The organism is Allorhizobium paknamense (genome assembly GCF_030815125.1).
Taxonomy (GTDB): Bacteria; Pseudomonadota; Alphaproteobacteria; order Rhizobiales; family Rhizobiaceae; genus Allorhizobium; species Allorhizobium paknamense.
In genome coordinates this window covers 16294-42560 of record NZ_JAUSWH010000021.1, presented here as the reverse complement: position 1 = coordinate 42560, position 26267 = coordinate 16294, and the positions used below count along the sequence as shown (strand labels likewise).

Sequence of the window (26267 nt, the reverse complement as noted above, 5' to 3'; positions counted from 1 at the left end):
AGGTCTCTGCCCCTCCAAACCTTGACCCAATCCCCCCTTGGAGGGGCAGTTTTTTCAATCGTGTTTTCAGGAAAAGCGGGAACCGGTTTTCCGTCTGGGAACACGTAAAAACAAATGGTTAGACCGTTTCGGCGGCACCCTAACCCGGAGAATGGAGCCGGATATGATCTTCGACCTCGAACTCCTGCATGTCGGCAAGGTCTATGACAATGGCACGCCCGCCGTCATCGATTTCAACCTGGCCGTCAACAAGGGTGAGTTCATCGCCTTTCTCGGCCCTTCCGGCTGCGGCAAGACCACGACGCTCAGGATGATTGCGGGCTTTGAGAGCATTTCCTCGGGTGACATGATGATCAAGGGCGTGCGGATGAACGACCTGCCGCCGCAGCACCGCCCGACTTCGATGATCTTTCAGAATTACGCCCTCTTTCCCCATATGACCGTGCGCCGCAATGTTGGTTACGGTCTGGAGGTGAAGGGCATGCCCAAGGCCGAACGTGACGCCAAGGTGGATCGTATTCTGGCGACGCTTGGCCTTGAAGATATTGCCGAGCGCAAGCCGGACCGGCTTTCCGGCGGTCAGCGCCAGCGCATCGCGCTGGCCCGCGGGCTGGTGGTGGAGCCGGATATCCTTCTGCTGGACGAGCCGCTCGGCGCGCTCGACGCCAATCTGCGCAAGGCCATCCAGAACGAGTTGAAGCTTCTTCAGAAAACGCTCGGCGTCACCTTCATCTTCGTGACCCATGCGCAGTCCGAGGCGCTTGCGCTGTCCGACCGGATCGTGGTGATGAGCCAGGGGCGGATCGAGCAGGTGAGCCCGCCGCATCAGCTCTATACCCGGCCCAACACGCCCTTCGTGGCGCAGTTCATTGGCCGCAACACCCTGTTTCCCGGCAGGCTGCGGGGGTTGGAAAGCGAAATCGCCGTGGTGGACACCGGCCACGGCCTGATGCGCGGCATGGCGAATGCGTCTGCCGCTCTTTCCGGCGATGTCCAGCTCGTCGTTCCGGCGGAAGCGATCGAAATTACCTCCTCCGGCGTTTCGGGCCTGGAGAATGCCGTGCCCGCCCGGGTGGCGCGTTTCGATGTGGTGGGCCATGTCTCGCATATTCTCGCCACGCTGGAGGATGGCCGCTCGGTGTCGCTGGAGGCCCATGTCGAGAAATACCGCCCCGGCAGCTTTGCCGTCGATGCGCCGGTGACGCTCAGTTGGAAGCCGGAGGCGGCTACCGTGATTCCGGCAGCTTAGAGCATTTCCAGAAAAAGTGGAAACCGGTTTTCCGTCCGGAAATGCGGAAAAACAAAGCGCTCTAGGGCCTACGCCCCCTTTCAGTTTTAGGATAGAAAAAAGGAGAAACACCCATGGCCAAGGAAATCTTTTGCAGTTTCGGCATCGATGTCGATGCCGTCGCCGGCTGGCTCGGTTCCTATGGTGGCGAGGATTCGCCGGATGATATTTCGCGCGGCCTGTTTGCCGGTGAAGTCGGCAGTCCGCGCCTGTTGAAGCTGTTCGAGCGCTTCGGCATCAAGACCACATGGTTCATTCCCGGCCACTCGATCGAGACTTTTCCCGAGCAGATGCAGGCCGTGGCCGATGCCGGTCATGAAATCGGCATTCACGGCTATACCCATGAAAACCCGATTGCGATGACGCGGGAGCAGGAAACCGAAGTGCTCGACAAGTGTATCGAGCTGGTCACCAAGCTCTCCGGCAAGCGCCCCACCGGCTATGTCGCGCCGTGGTGGGAGTTTTCCAATGTCACCAACGAGTTGTTGCTGGAACGCGGCATCAAATACGACCACTCGCTGATGCATAACGATTTTACGCCGTACTATGTGCGGGTGGGCGATAGCTGGACAAAGATCGATTACTCGAAAAAGCCGTCCGACTGGATGGTGCCGCTGAAGCGCGGGCAGGAAACCGATCTCATCGAAATTCCCGCCTCCTGGTATCTCGATGACCTGCCGCCGATGATGTTCATCAAGAAGTCGCCGAACAGCCATGGCTTCGTCAATCCGCATGACATCGAGCAGATCTGGCGCGACCAGTTCGACTGGGTCTATCGCGAAATGGATTATGCCGTTTTCCCCATCACCATCCATCCCGATGTGGCCGGACGCCCGCAGGTTCTGATGATGCTGGAACGGCTTTATGCCTATATGATCAAACATCCCGGCGTGAAGTTCGTGACGATGAACGAGATCGCCGACGATTTTGCCAAGCGCTTTCCGCGCAAGAAGTAAACATCAAGCCGGGAGGCGGCTGCCGCCTCCCGGCATCAACTCGAATCTTTGACTGTTTCCGGACGGAAAACCGGTTACCGCTTTTCTCAGGACAATGCTCTAAGTCTTTGATTTTTAGCATTTCCGGCCAGAAAACAGCGACTGCACTTTTCTTGGAAATGCTCTAGGGAGGAAAGACCATGTGTTCGCTCTGCGGTGTTCTCGGCGGCTCCGATCATTGGGCGGATGCCTTTGCCCGACCGGGGGTCTACACCCGCAATGCCGATCCGTTGACGCGGCGGCGGGAGCGGGCGAACCGTGTGCGGGTGGCCAATGAATTGCTGGGCGCCTTCGGCCTGACCTTGAGCGACTGGCAGGGCGCGTCTTTTCTGTTGTCGAGCCGCACCGGCAAAACGGAGATCGTCGAGGATTTGAGCCATGTCTGGCAGGCGGCGGAGCGGTTGACGGGCCGGGCCTGCGATCCGCTGGACGAGGGGCTGATTTCCCGCATGGAAAGCCTGCGCCATGGATGATTTTCTCGCCTTTACGCCGGTGACCCTGATCACCGGCTTTCTCGGTTCCGGCAAGACCACGCTTTTGAAGCGGTTGCTGGCGCATCCCGCGCTGGCCGACTGCGCAGTGCTGATCAATGAATTCGGTGAAATCGGCCTCGATCATCAATTGGTGGAGCGGGTAGAAGGCGATATGGTGCTCTTACAATCGGGCTGTCTCTGCTGCACGGTGCGGGGAGAATTGTCGGAGGCGTTGCGCGATCTTTTGTCGAAGCGGGAGCGCGGCGAGGTGGCGCCCTTCCGGCGCATCGTCATCGAAAGCACCGGCCTTGCCGATCCCTTTCCGGTGCTGTCCACCCTGAAGGCCGATCCCGTGCTGCGCCATCACCTTAAAGCTGGCCGGGTCATCACCACCATCGATGCCGTCAACGGCCTCGGCCAGTTGGACGTTTACGAGGAAACCGTCCGTCAGGCGGCAATTGCCGATTGCCTCGTCATCACCAAGACCGATCTTCTGACTGAAGATACGGTCGATCCGCTGATGGCGCGGCTTTCGGCGATCAATCCTGATGGACGGTTTTTCTTCGCCGCCGCGCCGTCGCTCGATGCGGACAGCCTGATCGCCGAGGGCGCGGACCTTAACCTCGACCGGCTGCAATCGCCCAGCGGCTTTTACTGCGAAGCGCCGATCCCGGATGGGGGCGAGGGCCATACCCGCCGTATCAGCGCCTTTTCCATCACGGTGGAGCAGCGGGTGGACTGGACGGCCTTTGCCATCTGGCTGACCATGCTGATCAACCGGCATGGCGCGAAGGTGTTGCGGGTCAAGGGCATTCTGCATCTGGAGGGGGAGGAGAACCCGGTGGCGGTGCATGGGGTGCAGCATCTTGTCCATCCGCCGGTGCATCTGGAGCGCCCGGTGGCGGAGGATCGGCGCTCCCATCTCGTCTTCATTGTCGATGGGCTGGACTGTGCGCTGTTGAAACGCTCCTTCGAGGCCTTCACCTTGGCCAAACAATCGCTTAATCCGGTTGCATGAAAGCCCCGGGCGTCTTGCGATGAAGAAACAGATCCGATGACGCGGTATCGAAGCAAGGTTTCCACGATTGCCGCGCCTGCCATTCATTGCGAAGGCAGGCCGAAGCTGCGCGTGCTGGGAACGGCAATTTCACTCCTGGAGGAGTTGCGCCTCAGCGCCGAAGCCGATCTCGGCATCGAGGTGATCTTCGACAATAACGACTTCCTGACCACCCAGTACAAGGCCGCCCGCCAGCCGGAAAGCTTTGACATCTACGACCAGTGTTTCCACAATCTCGATATTGTCTGGTACTGGCAGGCGATCCAGCCGATCGAGATTGCCCGTATTCCCGCCTGGGACGAAATCAGCGATCTGACCAAGACTGGCAGGCTGGGGCCGAATGCGCGCCTTGGCCTTGGCGATGCTCCGGCAAAGAAGCTCTATGTACAGCCGAACATGGCGCTGAGCGAAAAGCCGACAGAGCGCATTTCCATGCTGCCGACCACGCATAATTTCGACAGTTTTGCCTATCGCACCGACCGGATCGGTCATCGCCGCGCCGGGGGCAGCTGGGCAAGCCTGCTGGACGAGGCCTGGACGGGCCGTGTGGCGCTGGTGGATGAACCGGCCATCGGCATTTTCGATGCCGCCCTTGCCGCGCAAGCGGCGGGGCTGATGGAATTTGCCAATATCGGCAATATGACCGTCGAGGAAATCGACCGGCTGATGGATATTCTGGCGGCGAAGAAAAAGGCCGGTTTCTTCCGCAGTTTCTGGAAAACCGCCGAGGATGCCGCCACCCTGATGGAGCAGGACGAGACGGACATCCAGAGCATGTGGTCCACCGGGATCGGCCTTCTGAATGCACGTGGCATTCCGGTGGAGCAGGCGGTTCCCGTGGAGGGATACCGGGCCTGGCACGGTGGCCTGTGTCTGGCGCGCTCGCTTGCGGGGCGAATGCTGGATGTGGCCTATGACTATCTGAACTGGTGGATTTCCGGCTGGCCGGGCGCGGTGGTCGGGCGGCAGGGCTATTATATCTCCACGCCGGAGCGCTCCCGCGCCCACATGACCGCGGCGGAATGGGATTACTGGTATGAGGGCAAGCCTGCTCTTTGCGATCTGCCGGGGCCGGATGGCTCCATCCGCATCCATGCGGGCGATCAGCGCAGCGGTGGCTCCTACTGGCAGCGCGCCAATTCCATTGCCGTCTGGAATACCACCATGGATGAGCATAATTATCTGGTTCGCCGCTGGATGCAGTTGGTTGGCCCCTAGCGGTCTTCGTTTGGAACCACGCAAACGCTCAAGAAAACAGGAGATGCCATGACCTCTTCCAGCCGTTCTATCGCCGAACTGTCCCTCCTCCTGCATGGTGGAGCGCTCGATCCGGCGCAATTGGCCGAGGAGGTTCTGGCTGCCATCAAGGCGTATCCGGATCAGACGATTTTTACCGTGCTTCTGGAGGAGCGGGCGCTGAAGGAGGCGGATGCCGCGCGGCAGCGGTTGCGGCAGGGCCGGTCCCTCGGCCTGCTGGATGGGATCCCGATTGCCTGGAAGGACCTGTTTGACATCGAAGGTCTGCCGACCACGGCAGGCTCAAAAGTGCTGCGCGACGGGCCGCTGGCCGCAGAGGATGCCGATGTGGTGAAGGCGCTTGCCGCTGCCGGCATGGTCAGTGTCGGGCGCGTCAATATGAGCGAATTTGCCTTTTCTGGCCTCGGCATCAATCCGCATTATGGTACGCCCGCCAATCCTCGCGCCACGGACGGTCATCGTCTGCCCGGCGGTTCCTCTTCCGGCTCGGCGGTGGCGGTTGCGGCGGGGCTGGTTCCGGTTTCCATCGGCACGGATACGGGCGGCTCGGTGCGTATTCCCGCCGCCTTCAACGGCATTGTCGGCTACAAGGCAACGCGAGGGCGCTATGCAATGAAGGGCGTTTTTCCGCTTTCGAAAAGCCTGGATTCGCTGGGGCCGCTGGTGCGCAGCGTGCAGGATGCCGTCTGGGTGGATGCGGCCATGCGCGGATTGACGGCCCCCGAGGTCAAGCGCGCCGATCTTGCCTCGCTTCGCCTTGTGGTGCCGGAAAGCGTGATCTTCGACGATGCGGAACCGGCAGTGGTGGCGGCGTTCGAGACGGGCCTTGCCCGGTTAGTCGAGGCAGGAGTTCAAATCCGCCGCCAGCCCATGCCGGTCTTCTCGGAAATCTTCGATCTCATGGCCCGTCATGGTGCGCTGGTTACGGCGGAAGCCTATGTCCTGCACCGCGACCGGCTGAAAGGGCCGGAAGCCCAGCAGATGGACCACCGCGTGGTGGCCCGCACGCTGCTTGGCGAAAAAATCACGCTTTCCGATTATGTCGAGACCCTGCATGCGCGGGAGGTGCTGATCGCCCGCATGGCAGCGAGCCTCGCGCCGGGCGAACTTCTGGTGCAGCCCACACTGCCGCATGTAGCAGCGCTGGTGGAGCCGCTGCTTGGCGATGACGATCTCTTCGTCAAGACCAATGGCAAGACGCTGCGCAACACGCTGATCGGCAATTTCCTCGATTTCTGCGGCGTGTCGCTGCCCTGTGGCACAGGCGATCACGGCATGCCGGTCGGGCTGCTCCTGTCCGGACTGGCCGGACAGGATGCGGCGGTGCTGTCTGCTGCCATGGCTGTGGAAATGGCGCTGGCTGGTTAGGGAGTTTGGACCGTCGCCCTTGAGCGTTTCCGGACGGAAAATCGCTAAATCTTGGCGCTTACGCCCGCTTCGCTCAGCCCGGCAAACTTCATGGTGACGGTGGCGAGATTGTCATCCAGCCATTTCGCCATGGCGATCTCTTCTTCGAGATTGGCTTTGAGCGCGGAGACGGAGGCGGTAAAACCGCCTTGTTCGGCCAGTGTCAGCAGCGACTTATAGGCGGCGATCTCATAGTTTTCGAAGGCGAAATTCGCCAGCGAATTCTTGATGATTTCGTCGCCGGCAATGCTGTGGCCCATGGCGGCCATGCTGCCGGTAAAGGACATGGCCATATCCTTCAGCGTCGAGTGGTCCTCTGCCAGTCCCTCCAGCACGTCCTCCAGCCGGCGAATCTGGCCTTCGGTTTCACGGTAATGCTGTTCCAGACGGTTGGCGACCTCCGGATAGTTCTCGATCCGCGAAAGCTGCGGCTTCATGATGGAAAGCGCCTGATTTTCCATCGCATGGGCATTTCTCAGGCCAACGACGAAGATGGAACGGGTTTCGGATGTCTCTGCCATGGGGCTCCCTTTCGGCTGTGTGTGCCCGCCTAACCTTAGGCGGGCGGGGGAGTTCCCTTGTCTTCCGGCCATTCCCAAGGGAAAACCGGTTTCCACTTTTCCTACTGCATAATTCCTTAAATCGGGATCGATTTAAGGATAAAATTATCCAGCACATTTAAAGCGCTACAGCGAACCTTTGTGCGCCATGTATGGCGCACGGCGCTGTAGAAACGCCTTAAAGATTCCCCAGAAGCTCGTTGATCCGGCTTTCGGCATCGCCCAAGGCGGCGTCGATGTCCTTGTGGCCGGTCACGGCGGCGCCGATTTCTTCGCCGATGATATCCTGGAGGGCAAATTGCCGCTGGACATCCGGCGGAAGAGGACGACCGATCTCCGCCACCGAAGCGATGGTATCGCGATGCGGCAGCGCCTTGAATTTATCCGAGGTGATGATCGATTTCAGCACCGGCAGGTGCCCGGTGCGGGACCATTCAAAATCGTTGTCCATGAAGAATTTCATGAATTTGCCGATGGCTGCCAGTTGTTCGGGTGTGCGGTCCTTCACCGGAACGGCCCAGGTATGCCCGTCGGCAAATTGCGCCTTTGCGCCGCCAAAGAGTTGCGGATAGGGATAGACGGCATAGCCGCCCTTGTTCAGCGCCGTGCCGGGGGTCTTGGCGGAGGTGTTGTAATCGCCCACGACCCAGGTGCCGTTCAGATGCACGCCGCCCTGACCGGCCAGAAAGGCGGTGATGGAGGCGGCATAATCCAGATCATGCGTGCTCCAGTTCTTCTCATAGATGGTCTTGTACATCTCGACCACCTTGTGCGCTTCCGGTGTTTTCAGCTTGATATGGGTGGGATCGGCGAAGAAATCGGAATTCTGCTGGAACAGATAGGTGTAGAGATTGCGCATATAGGTGGCGACCTCATTGGCCGTTGCCACCACGAAATAGGGCTTGCCGGTCTTCTGGCGGAATTGCTCGGCCTGGGCATAGAGTTCATCGACGCTTTTCGGCAAAATGGGCGTGCCGTCGGCGTTGACGAGACCAGCCTGTTTGAACAGGTCCATGTTGATATGGTAGAGCATGGTCCAGCTATCGATGGGCAGGCCATAGAACTTGCCGTCCTTGGTGGCGCCCTTCACGGCAGCATCGGTGAAATCCGCCTTGTCGATGCCGGCAGAGGCCATCAGATCATCCAGCGGCATCAGCAGATTTTTCGACTGGTAATCCGACAGCGCCGATTCATGAATGGTGACGATATCCGGCGGGTCGCCGGAGGCGAATTGCGCCGTCAACTGGTCGTAGCCCGGCCATTCCACGGTGGTGACGGAGATATGGATGCCGGGATTGTCGGCATTGAACTTGTTGATCAGCGAGGTCATGATCCCGCATTCGCCGACGGATTTGCTGACATCGGTATTGCTGCCGAAATCCGCGTCGCAGGCGCCGAAGAAACGTTGCAAGCTCAGTTCCACCGGCGCGGCCAAGCTCGCTCCGGTGCTGATGAGAAGCGCTGCGGCGGCAATGCCGCAGCGAAGAGTTCTGCGAAAAGCCATGATATCTTCCTCCCTTTATTGCTGACACCAAGGGTCATTGAAAATGACCCTTGGTATTATCGCTGTGCTGCGCCGGAAACGGCGGTGACGATGTATTTCTGGAAAAACAGATAGACGATCAGAATGGGCGCCCCCGCGAACACCGCCTGCGCCATGAGATAGCCGAGCCCCTCCGATTGCGCGAAATTCGTCTGCGTCGAGGCCATGCCGACCGTCAGCGTGTACATTTCCTTGCGCGTGGCCGAGATCAGCGGCCAGAAATAGTCGTTCCAGGCATTGAGAAAGGTGAAAATGCCGAGCGTCGCCTGGGCGGGCAGGGTGAGCGGCAGCAGCACCTTCCAGAAAATCCGGAACCGGCTGGCATTGTCGAGGAGAGCAGCCTCATCGAGTTCCTTCGGAATGGCGCGAAAGAATTGCGTCATCAGAAAGACGCCGAAGGCGCTGGAAAGCCCCGGCAGGATCAGCCCCTGATAGGTGTTATGCCATTTTAGCAGGCTGAAAATCTGGTGACGGGCCACCACCACCGCCTGCTCGGGCACGGCAAGTCCGAAGAGAACGATGACGAACAACACGTCCCGGCCCGGAAAATTCAGCCGTGCGAAGCCGTATCCGGCTAGCGAGGATAGCACCAGCACTCCCACCGTCATGCTGACCGAGACGATCAGGCTGTTCGCGATCCAGCGAAACACCGAGGAAGTGGCAAAGATGTTGAGATAATTGGTCAGTTCATAGGGCGGAAAGAAAACCGAATTGGGATTGGCCATCAGCGCGGCATTATCCTTGAGCGACATGGCAATCACCCAGAGCACCGGCAGCAGCATCACCAGCGAGAGCAGGATGGCGAGACCCAGGATCAGCCGGTCTCCGGTGCTGCGTCCTGCAAGAGGCGAGGAGAAGGTGTTGCTCATCGTCAGTCTCCCTTGCGCCGGGCCGTGAGATATTGCGTCATCGCGGCGAGAAGAATGAGCAGGAACAGAATTTGCGATGCAGCGGCCCCCATGCCGAGATCCCAGCGACGGAAGGCGGTATCGTAGATGTAGAGAACGATCGGCTTGGTCAGATTGTTGGGGCCGCCGCGCGTCAACAGCCAGGCCTGCCCGAAAAGCTGAAACTGCAGCACGATCTGGATGATGACCACCAGCACGAAGGTTCTGCGGATCGCGGGAAGGGTGATCCGGGTGAGGCAGCGCCAGCGGCTGGCGCTGTCGAGGGCGGCGGCTTCATAGATATCCCGCGGGATTTGCTGGAGCGCGGAAAGAAACAGCATCATCGGCAGGCCGATGCACCACCAGATCGTCGCAATGGCGACCGCCAGCATGGCAAGATCCGGATCGGACAGAAAAGCCGGTGGCTCCGCGCCGAACCAGCCCCAGACGGCGGCCACCAATCCCGAGCCGGGAATGAAGACGATGCGCCAGATCAGGGTGACGATGGTGACGGAGAGAACCGAGGAGGAGAAGAACAGCGTTCTGAGCACGGCAGCCGTTCGCCCGGCACGGTTCAGCGCCAGCGCCAGGAAAAGCCCGATCAGGGCGAGGGCGGGAACGGTGAGGAAGACGAAATAAAAGCTGTTCCAGACCGATTGCAGAAAGACCTTGTCGCGAAACAGCCGGACATAATTGTCGAAGCCGACGAAGCGGCCGGAAGAAAACGTATCTGCCTTGTGAAAGCTCAGCCACAGGCCCCAGAAGAGCGGCAGGACCAGCAACGACGAGAAGACCAGGAGAAAGGGAGCGACGAAGACAGCATTTCGCCATTGCGGATCATGAACGCCGCGTGGCTTGCGTTTCGGCAGGATCGCCTCAGCCATGGCGCGTCTCCCCGGCATGGAAGCCTCGGCCATCGGCGTCGAAAAGATGGGCCTGCGCACCATCGAAGCGAAGGGAAACGGTTTCGCCTGTCCTCATCCGGGTCTGGCCCGGGGCGGCGGCGGCAATGATCGAACCGCCCGGAAGTCGCGCATAGAGAAAGGTCCGATCCCCCAACCGCTCGACCACGTCGATGACCGCATCGATATCGCCGGTGCCGGGTGCCAAGACCGAAACGCATTCCGGCCGGATGCCGAGACTGTCGATCTTGTGTGGCATGTTCTGTGCGGCAATGGCCGTGGTCAGCCGAAGCTGATCCGGCCCCTGCACCACGAAGCGGCCCTCTGCCACCTCAAAGCCCTGGACATCGAGAAAATTCATCGCCGGTGCGCCGACGAAACCGGCGACGAAGCGCGTGGCCGGGCGCTCGTAAATGTCCATCGGCGTGCCGATCTGCTCGATCCGGCGATTGTTCATCACCACGATCCGGTCGGCCAGCGTCATGGCTTCCACCTGGTCATGGGTGACAAAGACCATGGTGGATTTCAGCCGCTGATGCAGTTGCGCCAGTTCGATGCGGGTGCGGGTGCGAAGCGCCGCGTCGAGGTTGGACAGCGGCTCATCGAACAGGAAAGCCTTCGGCTCCTTGACCACGGCGCGCCCGATTGCCACCCGCTGGCGCTGGCCGCCCGAGAGCTGGGCGGGCTTTCGATCCAGCAGATGGCCGATTTCCAGCATGCGCGCCGCTTCGGTGATGCGGGTGGCAATGGCCGCCTTGTCCACACCAATATTTTCCAGCCCGAAGGCCATGTTCTGCCGGACCGTCATATGCGGGTAGAGCGCATAGGACTGGAACACCATGGCCACACCCCGCTCTCCCGGCGGCAGATCATCGATGCGGCGGCCATTGATGCGGATTTCGCCTTCATCGACACTTTCCAGCCCGGCAATCATCCTGAGCAGTGTCGATTTTCCGCAGCCGGAGGGGCCGAGAAACACCACGAATTCATGGGCTGGAATGCTCAACGAAAGCCGGTCCAGCACGGTGAGTGCCCCGAACTGCTTGCTGACCTCGCTGATCTCGATCTCTGCCGTCACTGTCCACTCCTCCCTAAGTCGTTCCAGAGCGTTGGTCGCGGCTAAATCTTCAGGCGGATCATGTGATAGGAGTATGCTGAAATCGCCCCTGTGAGGCGGGTGCCTGTGACGGTCACGCCGCGACCCTGCGCGGGTACGACCGCGTCCGGCCGGGCAGCGGTGTTCACTGCTTTCAGATCGGCATGGGTCATGACCTGATGATCGGAAAGCGTCGCCGCATCGCCGAAGCCTTCCAGGCTGATTTCGATCGGATGGCTGGTTTCGGAGCGGTTGACAACGAAGAAGGTCACGAAGCCCTGCGCCTCATCGTGAACGGCTGCCACATCCAGGCAATCCACCTCGCCAACGGAGGGCGCGTGATAGGTCGGGCCGCTTACCTTCAGGTCCAGCGCCTTGCCACGGCCATGTCGTGAAGCGAAAAGGAAGGGGTAGAAGATGGTCTGGCGCCAGGCCTTGCCGCCCGGCTCGGTCATGATCGGCGCGATCACGTTCACCAATTGCGCCAGACAGGCAATGCGTACCACATCCGAGCGGCGGATGAAGGTATTGATGATCAGGCCGACCTGCAGCACATCCTCGAAATTGTAGATGTCTTCCAGCAGCGGCGGGGCGAAGGGCCAGCCGTCATTGCCTTCGAGGATCTTCCGGTCCTGCTCGTTGGAGTGATACCAGACATTCCACTCATCGAAGGAAATATAGACCCGCTTCGACGACCGCTTCTTGGCCTTGATGAAATCGATGACGCCAGCCACCGAAACGATGTAATCATCCAGCTTCTTGTTCTGCGCCAGATAATCGGCGGTATTGTTGGCCTTGTTATCGAAATACATATGCAGGGAGATGTAATCGACCTCGTTATAGGTCAGGTCGAGAACGGTGGCTTCCCAGGCTGGATAGGTCGGCATCTTGGCATTGGAGGAGCCGCAGACCACAAGCTCCAGCGACTTGTCGAAGGCGCGCATGGCCTTGGCCGTTTCATGGGCAAGGCGGCCATATTCCTCCGCCGTCTTGTGACCGATCTGCCAAGGGCCATCCATCTCGTTGCCCAGACACCAGAGCTTGACGTCAAAGGGCTCCTTGCGGCCGTTGGCAATGCGCAGGTCGCTCCAGTAGGAGCCGCCCTTGTGGTTGGCATATTCCAGAAAATTGCGCGCCTCATCCAAACCGCGCGAGCCGAGATTGACGGCAAGCATCAGTTCCGTACCGGCGGCCTTGCACCAGTCGGCAAATTCATGCAGGCCCACCTCATTGCTCTCGGAGGTATGCCAGGCGAGATCCAGCCGCACAGGGCGCTGATCCTTCGGACCGATACCGTCTTCCCAATTATAGGCGGAGACGAAGTTGCCGCCGGGATAGCGCACCACAGGCACATCCAGCTCCCGCACCAGATCGATGACATCGCGGCGCATGCCATTTTCATCGGCGCTGTCATGCTGCGGTTCATAAATGCCGGTATAAACGGCTCGGCCAAGATGTTCGATGAAGGAGCCGTAAAGCCTCGGATCGATATCGCTGATAACATAGCGGGCATGCGCCGTGACGGTAACCGTCATGCCTGTTCTCCCTATTCATATCACGAAATGTGATTTAATTCATTTTTTCGGATATTAATTGCCGGAATAAGCGGATCGTCAAGGGGAAAACGATGCTGCGACGCGAAAGCCTGGAAAACTAATCCGGTTAAATCTCTGAATTATAATAAAAAATAAAATTCACGGACTGCGATCTTCTCTATCAGTTTTCATGATCAGCTTTTGGTGCGAAGCCGAAGCACGATGTCCTGATCGTAATTGCCGAAGCCGCGTCCAAAGATATTGATACCGCCGGGATGGCGGGCATTGTCCTTGACCTCGATGCGAATACGGATGGAATGATGGCCCTGGAGGTCGATGTCCTCCAGGCTGACATCGGAAATTTTCATGCCGTCCACGAAGGTGCCATCACCGGCGATGCGCCAGTTCTTGAGCTTGCCGTATTGGGAGCCCTTCAGCTTCCACCAGGACGGGGTATAGACCCCGCGTTTATCGCCAAAATCTCCCGGTGAAGTCCAGTTGCCAATCTCCCGGCCATTGATGCTGACGGTGATGTCGGAAGGCCAGTCGGCACTGGTGCCGGGCACTTCGGAACTGAGTTCCAGCGCCAGTTCCATCTCCTCCACCGCCTTGCCTGCCAGCCGGGCATTGTTGGGGAACTGATATTCCACATGGCCGCGTGTGAACCATAAAAGCCCGGCTTTCATACGATCCGGGTGGAGAAAGGCATGCGGTACATCCAGAAGCCCGATAATCCCGTCGGGCGAACAGAGGCCGCACGGGGCGGTTACCTCGAAGCCGGTATAGAGGCCGATGGGCATGGAAACCTCGATGGCGTCCTTCTCCAGCGTCCTTGTGCTGTCCTTGAACAACACCACCACTTCCTCCACCGTGGCATGACAGAGTTTCTGGCTGCCCTTGCGCGCCTTCTGGCTTTCGGTGCGGATCAGCCCTGCCTCTTCCAGAATCTGGATATTGGTGGAGACGGTGGATTGCGGCAGGGAGAGCGCGTCGGCAATCTCGTTGACATTCATCGGCCCCTGCCGATGCAGCAGCTTGAGGATCTGCACGCGGATGGGGGAGGCAAGGCCCTTGAGGACGATCACGTCCTCTTCGGGGTCAACGAGAAGGAAATTGCGGCTCATGCATCGGTGATCCCGGCGAGTTGAAGCCGGATTCGTATCACCGATTCTGATTTAAATCAATGTCAGGCCAAGAGCGCGCGGACTGCGGGGTCTTCCAGTGTCTGGTCCAGAGTTCTGGCGGTTCGCTCGATGATCGCGTCGATCTCCGCATCGGTGCAGCAGAGCGGCGGGGCATAGCCGAGTACGCCGTTATAGAAGGCGCGGATGACGAGGCCGTTTTCCCACGCCCGGTCAAAGATTTTGCGCGAGGGTTCGGCGCTGGCGGGAAGCGGGGTCTTGCGCTCCTTGTCCACCACCAGTTCGATGGCGGCCAGCATGCCGCGCCCGCGCACATCGCCCACCAGCGGATGGCTTTTCAGGCTTTCGAGCCCGGCCATGAGCCGCGCCCCCGCCTTTCTGCCATTTTCCAGCAGGCTGTCTTCATAAAGCTTCAGGCAGGCAAGGCCGACAGCGGCACTGACCGGATGGGCGGAATAGGTGTAGCCATGGCCGACTGCCGCAGCACCTGCGCCATCGGCAATGGTGTCATAGATCCGGTCGGACATGAACACGGCGCCCATCGGTACATAGCCGGAGGTCAAACCCTTGGCGACCGTCATGAAATCCGGCACGACATCGTCGTCCAGACAGGCAAAGAGCGGCCCGGTGCGGCCGAAACCGGTAATGACCTCATCGGCAATGAAGAGAATATCAAGCTCGGCACACAGCGCTCGCATGGCTTTCATCCAGCCCTTCGGCGGCACCAGAACGCCGCCCGATCCCTGGATAGGCTCCACGTAGAAGGCGGCGACGCGTTCCTGTCCCAATGCCTCGACCTTGGCGCGGAGCGCCGCCACCGAGGCCGCGATGATCGCCTCGGAGGTCTCTCCCGCCGGATTGCGATAGGCGTAGTGGGACGGAATTTTATGCTGCCAGTCATAGGGCACGCCAAAGCCGGCATGAAAGGCGGGGAGCGCGGTCAACCCCGCGCCCACCACCGAGGAGCCGTGATAGCCCTGTTCGACGGAAATGAACTGGTCCTTCTGCGGACGTCCCTGGGCGTTGTAATAATAGCGGATGAAGCGGATGGTGCTGTCGACGGCATCCGAGCCGCCGAGGGTGAAATAGACATGGTTGAGATCGCCCGGCGCTCGTTCCGCAAGCTCTGCCGCCAGCCGGATCGCCGGTTCCGACCCCAGGCCGAAATAGCCGGTGGCATAGGGCAATTCCTGCAATTGTCTGGTCGCCGCCTCGATGATGCTCTCTTGGCCGTAACCGGCATTGACGCACCAGAGACCGGCAAAACCATCCACCAGTTGCCGTCCTGTTGCATCGGTAACGGTTGCACCCTTGGCGCTGGTCAGCACCCGCACGCCCGCCTTTTCATGGGAGCGGTAGGAGGCGACGGGATGCACCAGATGAGCGCGGTCCAGTTCGATCAGGGAGTTGCTGAGCATGGGGCAATCCAATCCTAGAGTATGTCCAGCAAAAGTGCGTTAGCGGTTTTGCGTCCGGACTGCGTAAAAACAAATAGACAGAGCATTTCAGGTGATCCCGTTTTTACCGGAAATGCTCTAGTAAGAGCATGTTCAGGACATGCGTCGTGCGAGTGCCTTGATAAAGCGGTAGATCAGCCAAGGGCCTGGCTGGCGAGGCCAAAGGTTTTCACCGTCGCGGCAGGGCGGGGGGCGCTGTTGCGGATCATCGGCAGACCGCCGCCGACGTGAAGAAGTCCAAGGGTGGTCAGCCAGGGGGCAAGGCCGCTGTCTTTCGGCGTATCCACCCGCATGAAAGCCCCGCCGCGTCCGGCAAACAGGAAGGAGAGGAGCGCCTTCGCATCCTCGGCATTCTCCGCCACAACAGGGCCTGCAACCTCGCCACGGCCAAAGGGGCGCAGAACGGCAAAGCCTTTCATGAGACCGCCGCGTTCCAGAACGGCAAATCGGCCTCTTGTTGCCAAGGCATCGTAAAGCGCTCGCCGGTCCATGCCGCAGGCATCGGCATCCATGGTGGCGAAAGCGGCAAGATCTGGCCGGTCTTCCCAGCGGACATCCTCACGCGCTGCAATCGCGCCGACCGGGCCTTGGTGCTGGACGATCTCACCTGAAACGCGGAACCCCAGCTTTTCATAGAGCGGCAGGCCATCGGCTGTGGCGACCAATCGGCATTCGCGGTCTTCGGCTGCGGCCAGCGCCTGCTCCATCAGCTTGCGGCCAAGGCCCTGGCCGCGCATGCTTTCATCAACGATCACCATATTGATGGTGGCGGCATGGGTGCCATAAAGTGTGGCCAGCGCCGTTCCGAAGACGCGGCTTCCCTCAACGGCCACGAAGCCTCGGCTCAGTGAGAGTGTCAGCGCCCAGTCCTCCAGCCGGTGCGGCCAGCCGGCCTGTTGCGACAGGTGCAGCGCGCCGGGCAGATGATCCGAAGCCATGGGCATGATGTCGGTTTGAAGGGTCTGCATGGGCAATCCGTCCGGGCTTGTTTGCGAAAGGCTGTTTACTCTCCTTTCTGTGATAGCTCTCGCGGACGAGAAGATCGTCCTGAGGATGCGGCGAGTTCGGTATCTTTCGCCGTTGCGCATCGGGCCTGCCGCATCTTATGCCGCGCGACTCGGTGGAAAGCCCGCGGTGGGGACCTGTTCAGGGCATGCGACATCCGTTGCCGCACAACATGCTGCCAAAGCCGCCGCCGCATACGCAAGAATCTGCTTCGATCGTGATCGTTTGCGGTTCATGGGCGTTGGAAAGGCCGATTATGCTTGGACCATCGAACCACCCCTTTGCAGGAACGGCCCCATGACCACTTTCCGCCCGAAATTCATCAGTTTCGACTGCTACGGCACCCTCATCAATTTCCAGATGGCGGAAGCGGCCCGCGATCTCTATGGCCATCTGCTCGATGAACCGCGCATGCAGGCTTTCATCCGCAATTTTTCCGCCTATCGGCTGGATGAGATCATGGGCGACTGGAAGCCCTATGCCGAGGTGGTGCACAACGCCATTGAGCGCACCTGCCGGAAAAACGGGGTTGCCTTCAAGCCCGAAGACGCGAGGATGGTCTATGAGCGCGTGCCCACCTGGGGGCCGCATGCCGATGTCCCGGCAGGGCTTGCCAAGGTGGCCAGGGAAATTCCGCTGGTCATTCTTTCCAACGCCATGAATGCGCAGATCATGTCGAATGTCGAAAAGCTGGGCGCGCCCTTCCATGCCGTCTATACGGCGGAACAGGCCAATGCCTACAAGCCGCGCTTCAAGGCCTTTGAATATATGTTCGATATGCTGGGCTGCGGACCGGAAGACATGCTGCATGTGTCCTCCTCCTTCCGCTATGACCTGATGTCGGCGCATGATCTCGGCATCAAGAACAAGGTTTGGGTCAATCGCGGCCATGAACCGGCCAATCCCTATTACGGCTATGTGGAAATTGCCGATATTTCCGGCCTGCCGGGCGTTGTCGGGTTGTAAGACCCGGCAGCAAGTTACCCCCTTGACAGATCGAGCAGGAAAGCCGCCGCAGATGAAACTCCTCTCCTATTGGCATGACACAGCCGGGGCGTTCAAGGGTGGCGCGACCGCGCCGCTGGAGGGCCATTACGACGTGGCGATCATCGGCGGTGGCTTCACCGGCCTCGGCGCTGCCCGGCAGCTGGCCAAGGCGGGCGCGCGGGTGGTGCTGCTGGAGGCGGAAACCATTGGCTGGGGCGCTTCGGGCCGCAATGGCGGCCATCTCAATAACGGCCTTGCCCATAGCTATCTTGCGGCAAAGGCGGAACTGGGCAAGGAGCGGGCCATTGCGCTCTACAAGGCGCTCGATGACAGTATCGATACGCTGGAGGCGCTGATTGCCGAAGAAGGGATTGATTGCAATTTTCGCCGCGCAGGCAAGCTGAAGCTTGCTTCCAAGCCTGAGCATATGGCCGGTATTGCCCGCAATTTCGAGGCCTTGCATGCCGAATGCGATCCTGACACGGCGCTGCTTTCGGCGGCGGATTTGAAAAGTGAGGTTGGCTCACCTTTTCATGGCGCCATGCTGTCGAAAAAAAGCGCGATGATGCATATGGGCCGGTACGTGGTGGGGCTGGCCGAGGCCGCCGCGCGTCACGGTGCGATGATCTTTGAAAAATGCCCGGTCACCGCCGTGGACGCCAAGGGGCCGGTAAAGCGGATCGCAACCGCGAAAGGCAGCATCACCGCCCGCGAGGTGATCATGGCGACCGGTGCCTATACCAGCAGCAATTTCAGCTATTTTCGCCGGCGCATCATCGCGGTCGGCAGCTTTCTCATTGCCACCCGGCCCTTGACGCCGGATGAGGTGGCGGCCACCATGCCGGGCAACCGGACCTGCGTGAACTCCATGAATATCGGCAATTATTTCCGGCTCGCACCGGATAACCGTCTGCTGTTCGGTGGCCGGGCGCGCTTTTCCGCGACATCGGATCATCGTTCCGATGCCAAAGGGGGCGAGATTCTCAAGGCAAGCCTTGCCCGCATTTTTCCGCAACTGGCAAAGGTCGAGATCGATTATTGCTGGGGCGGTCTGGTGGATATGACCAAGGACCGCTATCCGCGCGCGGGCTATCAGGATGGGCTATGGTATGCCATGGGCTATTCCGGCCATGGTGCGCAGCTTTCCACCCATATGGGAATGATCCTGGCCGACACCATTCTGGGAAGGCCGGACCGCAATCCGCTGAAGGGGCTGGACTGGCCTGCGGTGCCGGGGCATTTCGGCAAACCCTGGTTTCTGCCGCTGGTGGGGCTTTACTACCAATTTCTTGACAGGATTAAATAGAGCAATTCCAGCAAAAGTGTAACGCGGTTTTGCGTCCGGAATTGCGTCAAAACAAAAAGTTAGAGCAATTCCAGCAAAAGTGTAACGCGGTTTTGCGTCCGGAATTGCGTCAAAACAAAAAGTTAGAGCAATTCCAGCAAAAGTGTAACACGGTTTTGCGTCCGGAATTGCTTAAAAAACGAAAGCAGCAGGGGGTAGCAATTTCGCCGCCGGGCGCTCGAAACTCTTGCGCCCCCGCTTGAAGCCCATCAGCGGCTGGGCAAGGCCGCCAAGAGCATGGATATCATCCTCCGCATCCAGCACGATGAGATCGGCCTGAGCGCCGACTGCGATGCCGTAGGCCTCAAGGCCCATCAGCCTTGCCGGATGATGGGTGATGAAATCCAGGCAGGTGGAAAACGTCTCCGGGCCAAGTTGCGCGACATTGGCATAGAGATTGGCCATGCGCAGGAGCGAGCAATCGCCGAAGGGCGTGAACGGGTTCAGCACATTGTTGGTGGCGATGGAGACCGTCACACCCTTTTCCGCCAGAAGGTGAATGGGGGCAACGCCGCGTGCGCCGCGTACCCCCTCTGTCCGGGCGTTCAGATAGAGATCGGTGGAGGGAAGGGCGGTGACGGCAACGCCTGAGGCCGAAAGCAGTGCCGCATGGCGCTCGAACCCGGCCTCATCCATGGCGGCCAGTTTGGTGACATGGCCTGCCGCAACCCGGCCCTGCCAACCCATGGCGACCGTTCGGCGGCAAAGCGGTTCGAGATGCGACCAGGACGCATCCAGATCGAAATCGAGATGAAAATCGAGATCGACATCATGGGCCTTGGCCATCGCAAACAGCCGATCCATCTGCGCCTCCGGATCGCCATCGGTATAGGGGCAGCCGCCCAGAAGGTCGGCGCCGTCGGCCAGCGCCTGTTCCAGCAGGGCTTCCGTGCCGGGATCATTGGTTAGCCCCTCCTGTGGAAAGGCGCAGATCTGCATATCAATCGCCCAGGCAAAATCCTGTTTCAGGGCTTTCATCGCCTCAAAGCTTCTGAGCCCGGCGCGCGGGTCCACTTCCACATGGGCGCGCAGAAACATCGTACCCTGGCTGATGGCGCGGCGGAGCACCGCTTCCCCACGGGCATAAACGTCCTCCACGGTAAAGTCGCTTTTCAGGCGGGAGACGGCGGCAATTGCCCCCTTCAAACCGCCGGTGACCGCCTGGCAGCGGCAGAGCAGGCAGGCCTTGTCGAGATGGATATGGCTGTCCGCAAAGCCCGGCAGCACCAGTTTGCCGCCGAGATCGATCACCTCCCGCGCCGTGACATCCGAACCGACGGCCGCAATGCGGCCCGCCGTGATGGCGAGTGACATGGAGGCATCGTGGCGCGGCAGGCGGATATTCGTCAGCAGAAGATCGTGAACCGTGGACATGTTGTGCTCTGTCTTAAACTGTATAAACTAAGTGTATGCAGTAAATTCCAGCGCGGCAAGAAGGAGCTGAACATGCAGGAGCGGGCACGGAAAGATCTGGAGGCGGTCAAGGCCTATCTGGAGGCATCCATGGCGCCGGACCCGGTGCGGGCCGCAACTTATGTGTCGCAGAAATTTCTCTGCCGTTTCACCGGCAACCGCGTTTTCGACACGCCCTCCGGTCCGACGGGCTTCAACGCCCAGCGCTATCAATGGGTGAAGAAGCGAATCGAGCGCTATGATGTGGTGGAAGGCGAGGAAGAAACCATCATTTACAGCCTTGGCTATCTCTATGGCGCCTGGCCGGATGGCCGCCCCTTCGACCACAACCGCTATGTGGATCGCTTCGTGGTGCGGGATGGCCTGATCATCGAAACCGATGTGTGGAACGACAGCGCCGAATGGTTGCTGGACCCCAGCATATCACGGGCGTGAGGCATACAGCGAAGCCTTGTGCGCCATATATGGCGCACAAGGCTTCGCTGTAGCGCTTTCCATCTGCTGCATATTGCAGCTTAAATCGATGCCGATTTAAGGAATTGTGCAGTAGGGCGCGAGGATTGTCATCAGATCCCGTCCCGCGCTGCCTTGCGGGTTGATCAGCGCCCGCGTTGCCACGGCTTCCAGATGCTCCTCCATCAGCGCCTCGGCCTTTTCCGCCGGGCCGGTGCGGATGGCGTCGATCAGGGCCGTATGTTCGCTCACCGCGCAATCGGAGGAATGCGGACGGCTGAAGGCCGAGAGCGACAGCCCGGCGCGGTAGCAGATTTCGGTTACATAGCGGATCAGGGCGGGCTTGCCGGTCATTTCGGCCAGTTGCACATGAAATTCGGTGGCCAGCCGGATGGCGGTGCCGTCGGCGCCATGCCGTGCGGCATGCTCCTCCTCCACAAGCTGTTGCAACTGATGCGCCTGCGCCTGGGTGAGGTGCCCGGCCAGATGCCGCACGACCAGCTTTTCCAGCATGATGCGGATATCGAAAATATCGCGTGCCTCTTCCAGCGAGGGCAGAGCCACCACGGCAATGCGGTTGCGCCGCTGTTCCACAAGCCCCTCCGCCGCCAGTTGCGCCAGTGCGTTTCGGGCAATGGTGCGGCTCACGCCGAAGCGTTCGCCCAGCGCATCTTCCGGCAGCCGGTCGCCCGGCAGCAGCGCGCGCTCGATGATCGCCCGTCTCAGCGCAGTGCAGATGAAGGAGACCTTGCTGGTTCCGGCTTTCAGGCTCGGGCTTTTTTCAGGCATGATCCGTCCATGGTGAAGATGTAATTCTTTACTGTAACATCTGCAGCGGCTTGTGAAGCAGGATATCATGCCGCTTGTTCAAGGCACGCTTTTCTGCATACAATCACTGCATACAGAATTTATCAGGGCCATGACAATGCTGACCTCCTCCCCAGCCACGCCGTCTCAGACCGCCATGGTCACATCGCCCCATCCCCTGGCCTCTGAAGCCGGTGCCGAGGTGCTGCGGCAAGGCGGCACTGCCATTGAGGCGGCTGTTGCGATCGGGGCTGTTCTCTCGGTGGTCATGCCGCATTTCTGCGGCATTGGCGGGGATGCCGTGTGGGTGCTGGCCGATGAAAAGGGTGAAAGCCGTTGTCTTCTCGGCCTGGGACAGGCAGCCCGGACGCTGCCGGATTTTTCCGCGCCAATCCCGCTGAGGGGGCCGGGCGTGATGCTCACAAGCGCGTCAGCGGTCGAAAGCTGGAAGACGGCGCTTGATTTTTCAGCCCGCCATTGGGGTGGCCGGCAATCCCCGGCCAGCCTTTTGGAAGCCGCCATCCTCTACGCCGAGGAGGGCTATGAGCCCGCAGCCTCGCAACGGTTCTGGGAGGATTTCCGCCGGGAAGAGTTGGCCCGCTGGCCGGGTTTCAAGGAAATCTTTGTCGAGGACAACGGTCTTCTGCGCCAGCCGCAATTGGCGGCCAGTCTTAAAACCCTTGCGGCGGAGGGGCTGGAGAGTTTTTATCACGGCGCGCTCGCTGCCCGTCTTGCCAAGGGCTTCGCCGAGGTCGGCTCACCCCTGACGGCCTCCGATCTCCAGAACACCAAAACGCGGGAAGCGGCACCCGAAAGGCTGGACTATCGCGGCCTGACCTTGCTTGCGCCACCCCCGCCCACCCAGGGGCTCACGACGCTGGCGATCATGGGCATCCTCTCGCATTTCGACTTCAGCGCGCTCCCGCTGGAGAGTGCGGAACGGATGCATCTGCTGGTCGAGGCGGTGAAACAGGCGTTTCTTGATCGGTTGCGCATTGGCGATCCGGATTTTACCGCTCTGGACGCCTCTTTCTTCCTCGATCCGCAACGTCTGGCCGCAAAGGCCAAGGCCATCGATCCCCGGCAGGCACTCCTCTGGCCGCAGCCCTTCCGGCATGGCGAGACTGTTTTCTTTGGCGTTGTCGATCAGCAGGGCCGGGCCGCCAGCGTGTTGCAAAGCACCTTCTTCGATTGGGGAAGCGGCGTGCCGGTCGGTGATACGGGGATTCTCTGGCACAATCGCGCCGCCTCCTTCTCGGTCGAGGCCGGTCATCCCAACCAGATCCGCCCCGGCAAGCGGCCTTTCTTCACACTCAATCCCGGCATTGCGCTAAAGCAGGGCAGGCCGCATCTGGTCTATGGCACCCAGGGTGCCGACGGCCAGCCGCAAACCCTCTCCGTGGTGCTGAACGGCTTGATCGATTACGGGCTGACGCCGGAGGAGGCGCTGGCTCAGCCACGCTTCCTGCTGGGGCGCACCTTTTCCGACGCGCGCGACAGCCTGAAGCTGGAAGGAGAAGGTCATGAAAGCCTTTGGCGGGCTCTCGGCCACGACGTCACCTTTCTGTCCCGCCTCTCGCCGATTTTCGGTCAGGCGGGTGTGATCCGGTTGAGGCCAGGTCACGGTGCCGAAGGCGCGCATGATCCTCGCGGCGAGGGGATCGCGCTTCGCTTGTGATGGGGTGAGGCGTTTTGCGACTCGGGGCCGTTTTCCTTCCGCGCCTGACAACCAGACGCTTGGGAAAATGTGGTTTTTCTACAGCCGAAACGTGCGCGCCTTTGCCGTAATTGCACTGCAGCATTTTCACTCTTTGCAGAAATTGCAATATTAATCATAGGGTTGTTTTCTAACCTTACGATGATGGGAAACCATGTTGTGCCGCAGCATTGGTCATGCTAGCTTCTTAACCGACAGTAAATAAATCGTCGCGTCTCGCGTTTATGAATATGAACCGATTTGATGAAGTGAAGGCGGAGCCCTGATGGATATCACCGTATTTGGTATTGGTTACGTTGGTCTGGTACAGGCTGCCGTTCTGGCTGATGTCGGGCACAATGTGATGTGCGTCGATGTGGATGCCGAGAAGGTTCAGCGCCTGAACCAGGGCATCATCCCGATTTACGAGCCGGGTCTTGAAGATCTGGTGAAGGAAAATCACGCCGCTGGCCTCATCGTTTTTACCACCGATGCAAGCGCTGCGGTTCGTCACGGCCAGATCATCATCAGCGCCGTCGGCACGCCGCCGGGCGAAGATGGCTCGGCCGACCTGAAATATGTGATTTCCGTGGCGGAAACCATCGCCAAGGAAATGGAAGAGCACAAGATCATCGTCAGCAAGTCCACGGTGCCGGTCGGCACCTGCGACATGGTGCGCAAGCGCGTCGGTGACATTCTCAAGATGCGTGGCCGTGAAGACCTGACCTTCGATGTGGTGTCCAACCCGGAATTCCTGAAGGAAGGCTCTGCCGTCGCCGACTGCATGCGCCCCGATCGCATCATTATCGGCACCCAGTCCGAACAGTCCGAGCAGGTGATGCGCGAGCTTTACGCGCCCTTCAACCGGAACCATGAAAAAATCATCGTCATGGATATCCGCAGCGCCGAATTCACCAAATATGCCGCCAACTGCATGCTGGCCACCAAGATCAGCTTCATCAACGAGATGGCGAGCCTGGCCGAGCAATTGGGCGTCGATATCGAGGAAGTGCGCAAGGGCATCGGCAGTGATCCGCGCATCGGTTATCATTTCATCTACCCCGGCGCGGGCTATGGCGGTTCGTGCTTCCCGAAGGATGTGCGCGCCCTGATCAAGACGGCAGAGGGTGTTCAGTTCGACGCCAAGATGCTGAAGGCCGTGGAAGAGCGGAACAACCAGCAGAAATTCGTGCTGTTCGACAAGGCCTACAAATATTTCAATGGCGATCTCAAGGGCAAGCGTTTCGCGCTCTGGGGCCTCGCCTTCAAGCCGAACACCGACGATATGCGCGAGGCGCCTGCCCGCATTCTCATGGAATCGCTGTGGCGTGAGGGTGCGTCCGTCAGTGCCTACGATCCGGAAGCCATGCAGGAATGCCAGGCCATTTACGGTCAGCGTAATGATCTGATGCTGTGCGGCACCAAGGAAGCAGCACTTCGCGATGCAGATGCGCTGATGATCGTGACCGAGTGGAAGAACTTCAAGGCGCCGTCCTTCGATACGATCCGCCAGTCTTTGAAGAACCCGGTGATCTTCGACGGCCGTAACCTTTATAATCCGAAGGTCGTGGCGCGCCACGGGCTGGAATATTACAGCATTGGCCGCATGGCCGCCTGATCCGTTCAGGCTTTGCCTTGTCAAAGCTTGCAGGGTTGTAAACGATAGGCTCCCGGCTTTTCAGCCGGGATCGTCTTTCTGGTTTTGATGAGTCGTGGGCAGCAAGGCTTCAACGGCATGAGGGCGATTTCGGCTGATCCTGCTTTGGAAAGCCGGAGCAAGGAGCGCAAGCAATGAAGGTTCTGTTTGCCGGCGGACATGGCTATTTCCCCGAAATCAATGGCGGGGTTGAATCCAGCACGCATCATCTTGTCGAGCAGCTTCGGGCACGGGGGCATGAGGCCTCGGTTCTGGCCTGCCTTTTCGGAGATGGTTTCTTCGGCTTTAAGGCCCGTGCCAAGCTGAAGCTGCTGCGCCAGCCCGCCGTCATGGATACCTATCCCGGCTATCCGGTCATGCGCGCCTGGTTTCCCTGGGAGGCTGCGGGTTTTGCAGCCCAGAAGATGAAGCCGGATGTGGCGGTGGTGCAGGCGCATAAATCCGTACCCATCGCCAAGGCATTGCAGGCGCACAACGTGCCGACCGTGGTCTATCTGCGAAATGTCGAGTTTCTGGATCTTGCGGGCGATCTGCGTGAAATTCCTTCTGCGCTTTACATCGCCAATTCCGAGTTTACCGCCGGTGCCTTTCACGACAAGTTCGGCATTGAGTCCATCGTCATTCCCCCGACCATAGACCCGAAGAAATATGCAACGCCGACCACCGGCGACTATGTAACCTTCATCAACCCCTTCGATGAAAAGGGGGTTGAACTTGCCTTGAAGCTTGCTGCTGCCTGCCCGGACATCCCGTTCCTCTTCGTCGAAAGCTGGAAGATGAGCGATAGCCAGCGCTCGGCGCTGGAAAAGGCGCTCTCGGGGTTGCCGAATGTGCGGCTGGAAGGGCGCACCAACGACATGAAGACGATTTACGGCCGCACCAAGGTGCTGCTCGCTCCCAGTAAATGGGAAGAGGCCTGGGGGCGTGTCGCCTCCGAGGCCCATTGCAGCGGTATTCCCGTGCTGGGGTCGCGCCGTGGCGGCCTGCCGGAAGCCATTGGCGAGGGTGGCGTGATCCTCGATTACGATCAGCCGGTGGAAGACTGGGCGAAGGCCCTTCAACGGCTGTGGAAGGATGGCGACTATTATGCCTCCATGTCGAAGGCCGCGCATGATTTCTCCCGCAGGCCTCTATTGCAGCCGGAACGGCAGTTCGAGCTGTTCATGGGCGTTCTGGAAAAAGCCGCTGGCAAGACGAGCCGGGCGCCATCGCTGGAGCCCGTGGCCGTCTGATATCCGGAAGAGAACCCGGTTTCGGTTTTCCCTGTGCAAATGTTCTAGACTATGACGTGGTGCAAACGATGCG

General features: G+C 59.8%; 23 protein-coding genes. 12 read left to right on the top strand and 11 right to left on the bottom strand.

Annotated features, from left to right (window positions below; all coding sequences use genetic code 11):
• Window positions 1-163: 163 nt before the first annotated feature.
• The 6 genes from QO005_RS21795 to QO005_RS21770 all read left to right on the top strand — a co-directional run bounded on the left by QO005_RS21795 (window position 164) and on the right by QO005_RS21770 (window position 6438).
• Window positions 164-1249, top strand: coding sequence for an ABC transporter ATP-binding protein (locus tag QO005_RS21795; protein ID WP_307160129.1), 1086 nt, complete (start codon window positions 164-166; stop codon window positions 1247-1249).
• Window positions 1250-1362: 113 nt separating this feature from the next.
• Window positions 1363-2244 (top strand): polysaccharide deacetylase family protein, encoded by an 882-nt coding sequence (locus tag QO005_RS21790; protein WP_307160128.1) that lies wholly within the window; start codon window positions 1363-1365, stop codon window positions 2242-2244.
• A 179-nt stretch (window positions 2245-2423) separates the two neighbouring features.
• Window positions 2424-2756, top strand: coding sequence for a hypothetical protein (locus tag QO005_RS21785; RefSeq protein ID WP_307160127.1), 333 nt, complete (start codon window positions 2424-2426; stop codon window positions 2754-2756).
• On the top strand, window positions 2749-3774 hold the full coding sequence (locus QO005_RS21780; RefSeq protein WP_307160126.1) for a CobW family GTP-binding protein: 1026 nt from the start codon (window positions 2749-2751) through the stop codon (window positions 3772-3774). The genes QO005_RS21785 and QO005_RS21780 overlap by 8 nt, the downstream gene beginning before the upstream one ends.
• A 36-nt stretch (window positions 3775-3810) precedes the next feature.
• Window positions 3811-5031 carry an ABC transporter substrate-binding protein gene (locus QO005_RS21775; protein WP_307160125.1) on the top strand — a complete coding sequence of 407 codons (1221 nt, stop codon included), beginning with the start codon at window positions 3811-3813 and terminating at the stop codon, window positions 5029-5031.
• 48 nt (window positions 5032-5079) lie between these two features.
• Entirely contained in the window at window positions 5080-6438 is a 1359-nt protein-coding gene (locus QO005_RS21770; protein ID WP_307160124.1) for an amidase, read from the top strand.
• A 44-nt stretch (window positions 6439-6482) separates the two neighbouring features.
• Here the strand turns inward: QO005_RS21770 and QO005_RS21765 are convergent, their stop codons facing one another.
• From QO005_RS21765 to QO005_RS21725, 9 genes are all read right to left on the bottom strand, one after another.
• A complete protein-coding gene (locus QO005_RS21765) occupies window positions 6483-6998 on the bottom strand; it encodes a ferritin-like domain-containing protein (RefSeq protein WP_307160123.1) in 516 nt (171 codons plus the stop codon).
• Between the two features lie 217 nt (window positions 6999-7215).
• Complete coding sequence (locus QO005_RS21760; RefSeq protein ID WP_307160122.1) at window positions 7216-8541, bottom strand: extracellular solute-binding protein; 1326 nt, start codon at window positions 8539-8541, stop codon at window positions 7216-7218.
• A 56-nt stretch (window positions 8542-8597) separates the two neighbouring features.
• Window positions 8598-9449: a carbohydrate ABC transporter permease gene (locus QO005_RS21755; RefSeq protein WP_307160121.1), complete on the bottom strand. Its 852-nt coding sequence runs from the start codon at window positions 9447-9449 to the stop codon at window positions 8598-8600.
• Window positions 9450-9451: 2 nt separating this feature from the next.
• Window positions 9452-10351 carry a carbohydrate ABC transporter permease gene (locus QO005_RS21750; RefSeq protein ID WP_307160120.1) on the bottom strand — a complete coding sequence of 300 codons (900 nt, stop codon included), beginning with the start codon at window positions 10349-10351 and terminating at the stop codon, window positions 9452-9454.
• The gene (locus QO005_RS21745) at window positions 10344-11447 is read right to left on the bottom strand and encodes an ABC transporter ATP-binding protein (protein ID WP_307160119.1); all 1104 of its coding nucleotides are present in this window, start codon (window positions 11445-11447) and stop codon (window positions 10344-10346) included. The genes QO005_RS21750 and QO005_RS21745 overlap by 8 nt, the downstream gene beginning before the upstream one ends.
• A gap of 41 nt (window positions 11448-11488) precedes the next feature.
• Window positions 11489-13000, bottom strand: a complete 1512-nt coding sequence (gene arfA, locus QO005_RS21740; RefSeq protein ID WP_307160117.1) for an arabinosylfuranosidase ArfA — start codon at window positions 12998-13000, stop codon at window positions 11489-11491.
• 194 nt (window positions 13001-13194) lie between these two features.
• Complete coding sequence (locus QO005_RS21735) at window positions 13195-14124, bottom strand: ArsR/SmtB family transcription factor (RefSeq protein WP_307160116.1); 930 nt, start codon at window positions 14122-14124, stop codon at window positions 13195-13197.
• Window positions 14125-14186: 62 nt separating this feature from the next.
• On the bottom strand, window positions 14187-15560 hold the full coding sequence (locus tag QO005_RS21730; RefSeq protein ID WP_307160115.1) for an aspartate aminotransferase family protein: 1374 nt from the start codon (window positions 15558-15560) through the stop codon (window positions 14187-14189).
• A 173-nt stretch (window positions 15561-15733) separates the two neighbouring features.
• Window positions 15734-16567: a GNAT family N-acetyltransferase gene (locus tag QO005_RS21725; RefSeq protein ID WP_307160114.1), complete on the bottom strand. Its 834-nt coding sequence runs from the start codon at window positions 16565-16567 to the stop codon at window positions 15734-15736.
• Window positions 16568-16901: 334 nt separating this feature from the next.
• On the opposite strand from QO005_RS21725, the gene QO005_RS21720 reads away from it, so the two are divergent.
• Window positions 16902-17570, top strand: a complete 669-nt coding sequence (locus QO005_RS21720; RefSeq protein ID WP_307160113.1) for a haloacid dehalogenase type II — start codon at window positions 16902-16904, stop codon at window positions 17568-17570.
• Window positions 17571-17622: 52 nt separating this feature from the next.
• Window positions 17623-18897 carry an NAD(P)/FAD-dependent oxidoreductase gene (locus QO005_RS21715; protein WP_307160112.1) on the top strand — a complete coding sequence of 425 codons (1275 nt, stop codon included), beginning with the start codon at window positions 17623-17625 and terminating at the stop codon, window positions 18895-18897.
• A 171-nt stretch (window positions 18898-19068) separates the two neighbouring features.
• Here QO005_RS21715 and QO005_RS21710 read toward each other — a convergent pair whose 3' ends face one another.
• The gene (locus tag QO005_RS21710) at window positions 19069-20310 is read right to left on the bottom strand and encodes an amidohydrolase family protein (protein ID WP_307160111.1); all 1242 of its coding nucleotides are present in this window, start codon (window positions 20308-20310) and stop codon (window positions 19069-19071) included.
• A 72-nt stretch (window positions 20311-20382) separates the two neighbouring features.
• Here QO005_RS21710 and QO005_RS21705 point away from each other — a divergent pair, with 72 nt between their 5' ends.
• Window positions 20383-20784 (top strand): nuclear transport factor 2-like protein, encoded by a 402-nt coding sequence (locus tag QO005_RS21705; protein WP_307160110.1) that lies wholly within the window; start codon window positions 20383-20385, stop codon window positions 20782-20784.
• A 96-nt stretch (window positions 20785-20880) separates the two neighbouring features.
• Here the strand turns inward: QO005_RS21705 and QO005_RS21700 are convergent, their stop codons facing one another.
• The gene (locus tag QO005_RS21700) at window positions 20881-21591 is read right to left on the bottom strand and encodes a GntR family transcriptional regulator (RefSeq protein ID WP_307160109.1); all 711 of its coding nucleotides are present in this window, start codon (window positions 21589-21591) and stop codon (window positions 20881-20883) included.
• Window positions 21592-21766: 175 nt separating this feature from the next.
• Between QO005_RS21700 and QO005_RS21695 the strand changes: the two genes are divergently transcribed.
• From QO005_RS21695 to QO005_RS21685, 3 genes are all read left to right on the top strand, one after another.
• Window positions 21767-23287: a gamma-glutamyltransferase family protein gene (locus QO005_RS21695; protein WP_307160157.1), complete on the top strand. Its 1521-nt coding sequence runs from the start codon at window positions 21767-21769 to the stop codon at window positions 23285-23287.
• 304 nt (window positions 23288-23591) lie between these two features.
• Window positions 23592-24923, top strand: coding sequence for a UDP-glucose dehydrogenase family protein (locus tag QO005_RS21690; protein WP_307160108.1), 1332 nt, complete (start codon window positions 23592-23594; stop codon window positions 24921-24923).
• Between the two features lie 173 nt (window positions 24924-25096).
• Window positions 25097-26194 carry a glycosyltransferase gene (locus QO005_RS21685; RefSeq protein WP_307160107.1) on the top strand — a complete coding sequence of 366 codons (1098 nt, stop codon included), beginning with the start codon at window positions 25097-25099 and terminating at the stop codon, window positions 26192-26194.
• Window positions 26195-26267 lie beyond the last annotated feature (73 nt).

What these genes read in the sequence shown, in the direction of transcription:
- QO005_RS21795 (WP_307160129.1), top strand. Translation starts at nt 164, where the DNA reads ATGATCTTCGACCTCGAACTCCTGCATGTCGGCAAGGTCTATGACAAT.
- QO005_RS21790 (WP_307160128.1), top strand. Translation starts at nt 1,363, where the DNA reads ATGGCCAAGGAAATCTTTTGCAGTTTCGGCATCGATGTCGATGCCGTC.
- QO005_RS21785 (WP_307160127.1), top strand. Translation starts at nt 2,424, where the DNA reads ATGTGTTCGCTCTGCGGTGTTCTCGGCGGCTCCGATCATTGGGCGGAT.
- QO005_RS21780 (WP_307160126.1), top strand. Translation starts at nt 2,749, where the DNA reads ATGGATGATTTTCTCGCCTTTACGCCGGTGACCCTGATCACCGGCTTT.
- QO005_RS21775 (WP_307160125.1), top strand. Translation starts at nt 3,811, where the DNA reads ATGACGCGGTATCGAAGCAAGGTTTCCACGATTGCCGCGCCTGCCATT.
- QO005_RS21770 (WP_307160124.1), top strand. Translation starts at nt 5,080, where the DNA reads ATGACCTCTTCCAGCCGTTCTATCGCCGAACTGTCCCTCCTCCTGCAT.
- QO005_RS21765 (WP_307160123.1), bottom strand. Translation starts at nt 6,998, where the DNA reads ATGGCAGAGACATCCGAAACCCGTTCCATCTTCGTCGTTGGCCTGAGA.
- QO005_RS21760 (WP_307160122.1), bottom strand. Translation starts at nt 8,541, where the DNA reads ATGGCTTTTCGCAGAACTCTTCGCTGCGGCATTGCCGCCGCAGCGCTT.
- QO005_RS21755 (WP_307160121.1), bottom strand. Translation starts at nt 9,449, where the DNA reads ATGAGCAACACCTTCTCCTCGCCTCTTGCAGGACGCAGCACCGGAGAC.
- QO005_RS21750 (WP_307160120.1), bottom strand. Translation starts at nt 10,351, where the DNA reads ATGGCTGAGGCGATCCTGCCGAAACGCAAGCCACGCGGCGTTCATGAT.
- arfA (WP_307160117.1), bottom strand. Translation starts at nt 13,000, where the DNA reads ATGACGGTTACCGTCACGGCGCATGCCCGCTATGTTATCAGCGATATC.
- QO005_RS21735 (WP_307160116.1), bottom strand. Translation starts at nt 14,124, where the DNA reads ATGAGCCGCAATTTCCTTCTCGTTGACCCCGAAGAGGACGTGATCGTC.
- QO005_RS21730 (WP_307160115.1), bottom strand. Translation starts at nt 15,560, where the DNA reads ATGCTCAGCAACTCCCTGATCGAACTGGACCGCGCTCATCTGGTGCAT.
- QO005_RS21725 (WP_307160114.1), bottom strand. Translation starts at nt 16,567, where the DNA reads ATGCAGACCCTTCAAACCGACATCATGCCCATGGCTTCGGATCATCTG.
- QO005_RS21720 (WP_307160113.1), top strand. Translation starts at nt 16,902, where the DNA reads ATGACCACTTTCCGCCCGAAATTCATCAGTTTCGACTGCTACGGCACC.
- QO005_RS21715 (WP_307160112.1), top strand. Translation starts at nt 17,623, where the DNA reads ATGAAACTCCTCTCCTATTGGCATGACACAGCCGGGGCGTTCAAGGGT.
- QO005_RS21710 (WP_307160111.1), bottom strand. Translation starts at nt 20,310, where the DNA reads ATGTCCACGGTTCACGATCTTCTGCTGACGAATATCCGCCTGCCGCGC.
- QO005_RS21705 (WP_307160110.1), top strand. Translation starts at nt 20,383, where the DNA reads ATGCAGGAGCGGGCACGGAAAGATCTGGAGGCGGTCAAGGCCTATCTG.
- QO005_RS21700 (WP_307160109.1), bottom strand. Translation starts at nt 21,591, where the DNA reads ATGCCTGAAAAAAGCCCGAGCCTGAAAGCCGGAACCAGCAAGGTCTCC.
- QO005_RS21695 (WP_307160157.1), top strand. Translation starts at nt 21,767, where the DNA reads ATGGTCACATCGCCCCATCCCCTGGCCTCTGAAGCCGGTGCCGAGGTG.
- QO005_RS21690 (WP_307160108.1), top strand. Translation starts at nt 23,592, where the DNA reads ATGGATATCACCGTATTTGGTATTGGTTACGTTGGTCTGGTACAGGCT.
- QO005_RS21685 (WP_307160107.1), top strand. Translation starts at nt 25,097, where the DNA reads ATGAAGGTTCTGTTTGCCGGCGGACATGGCTATTTCCCCGAAATCAAT.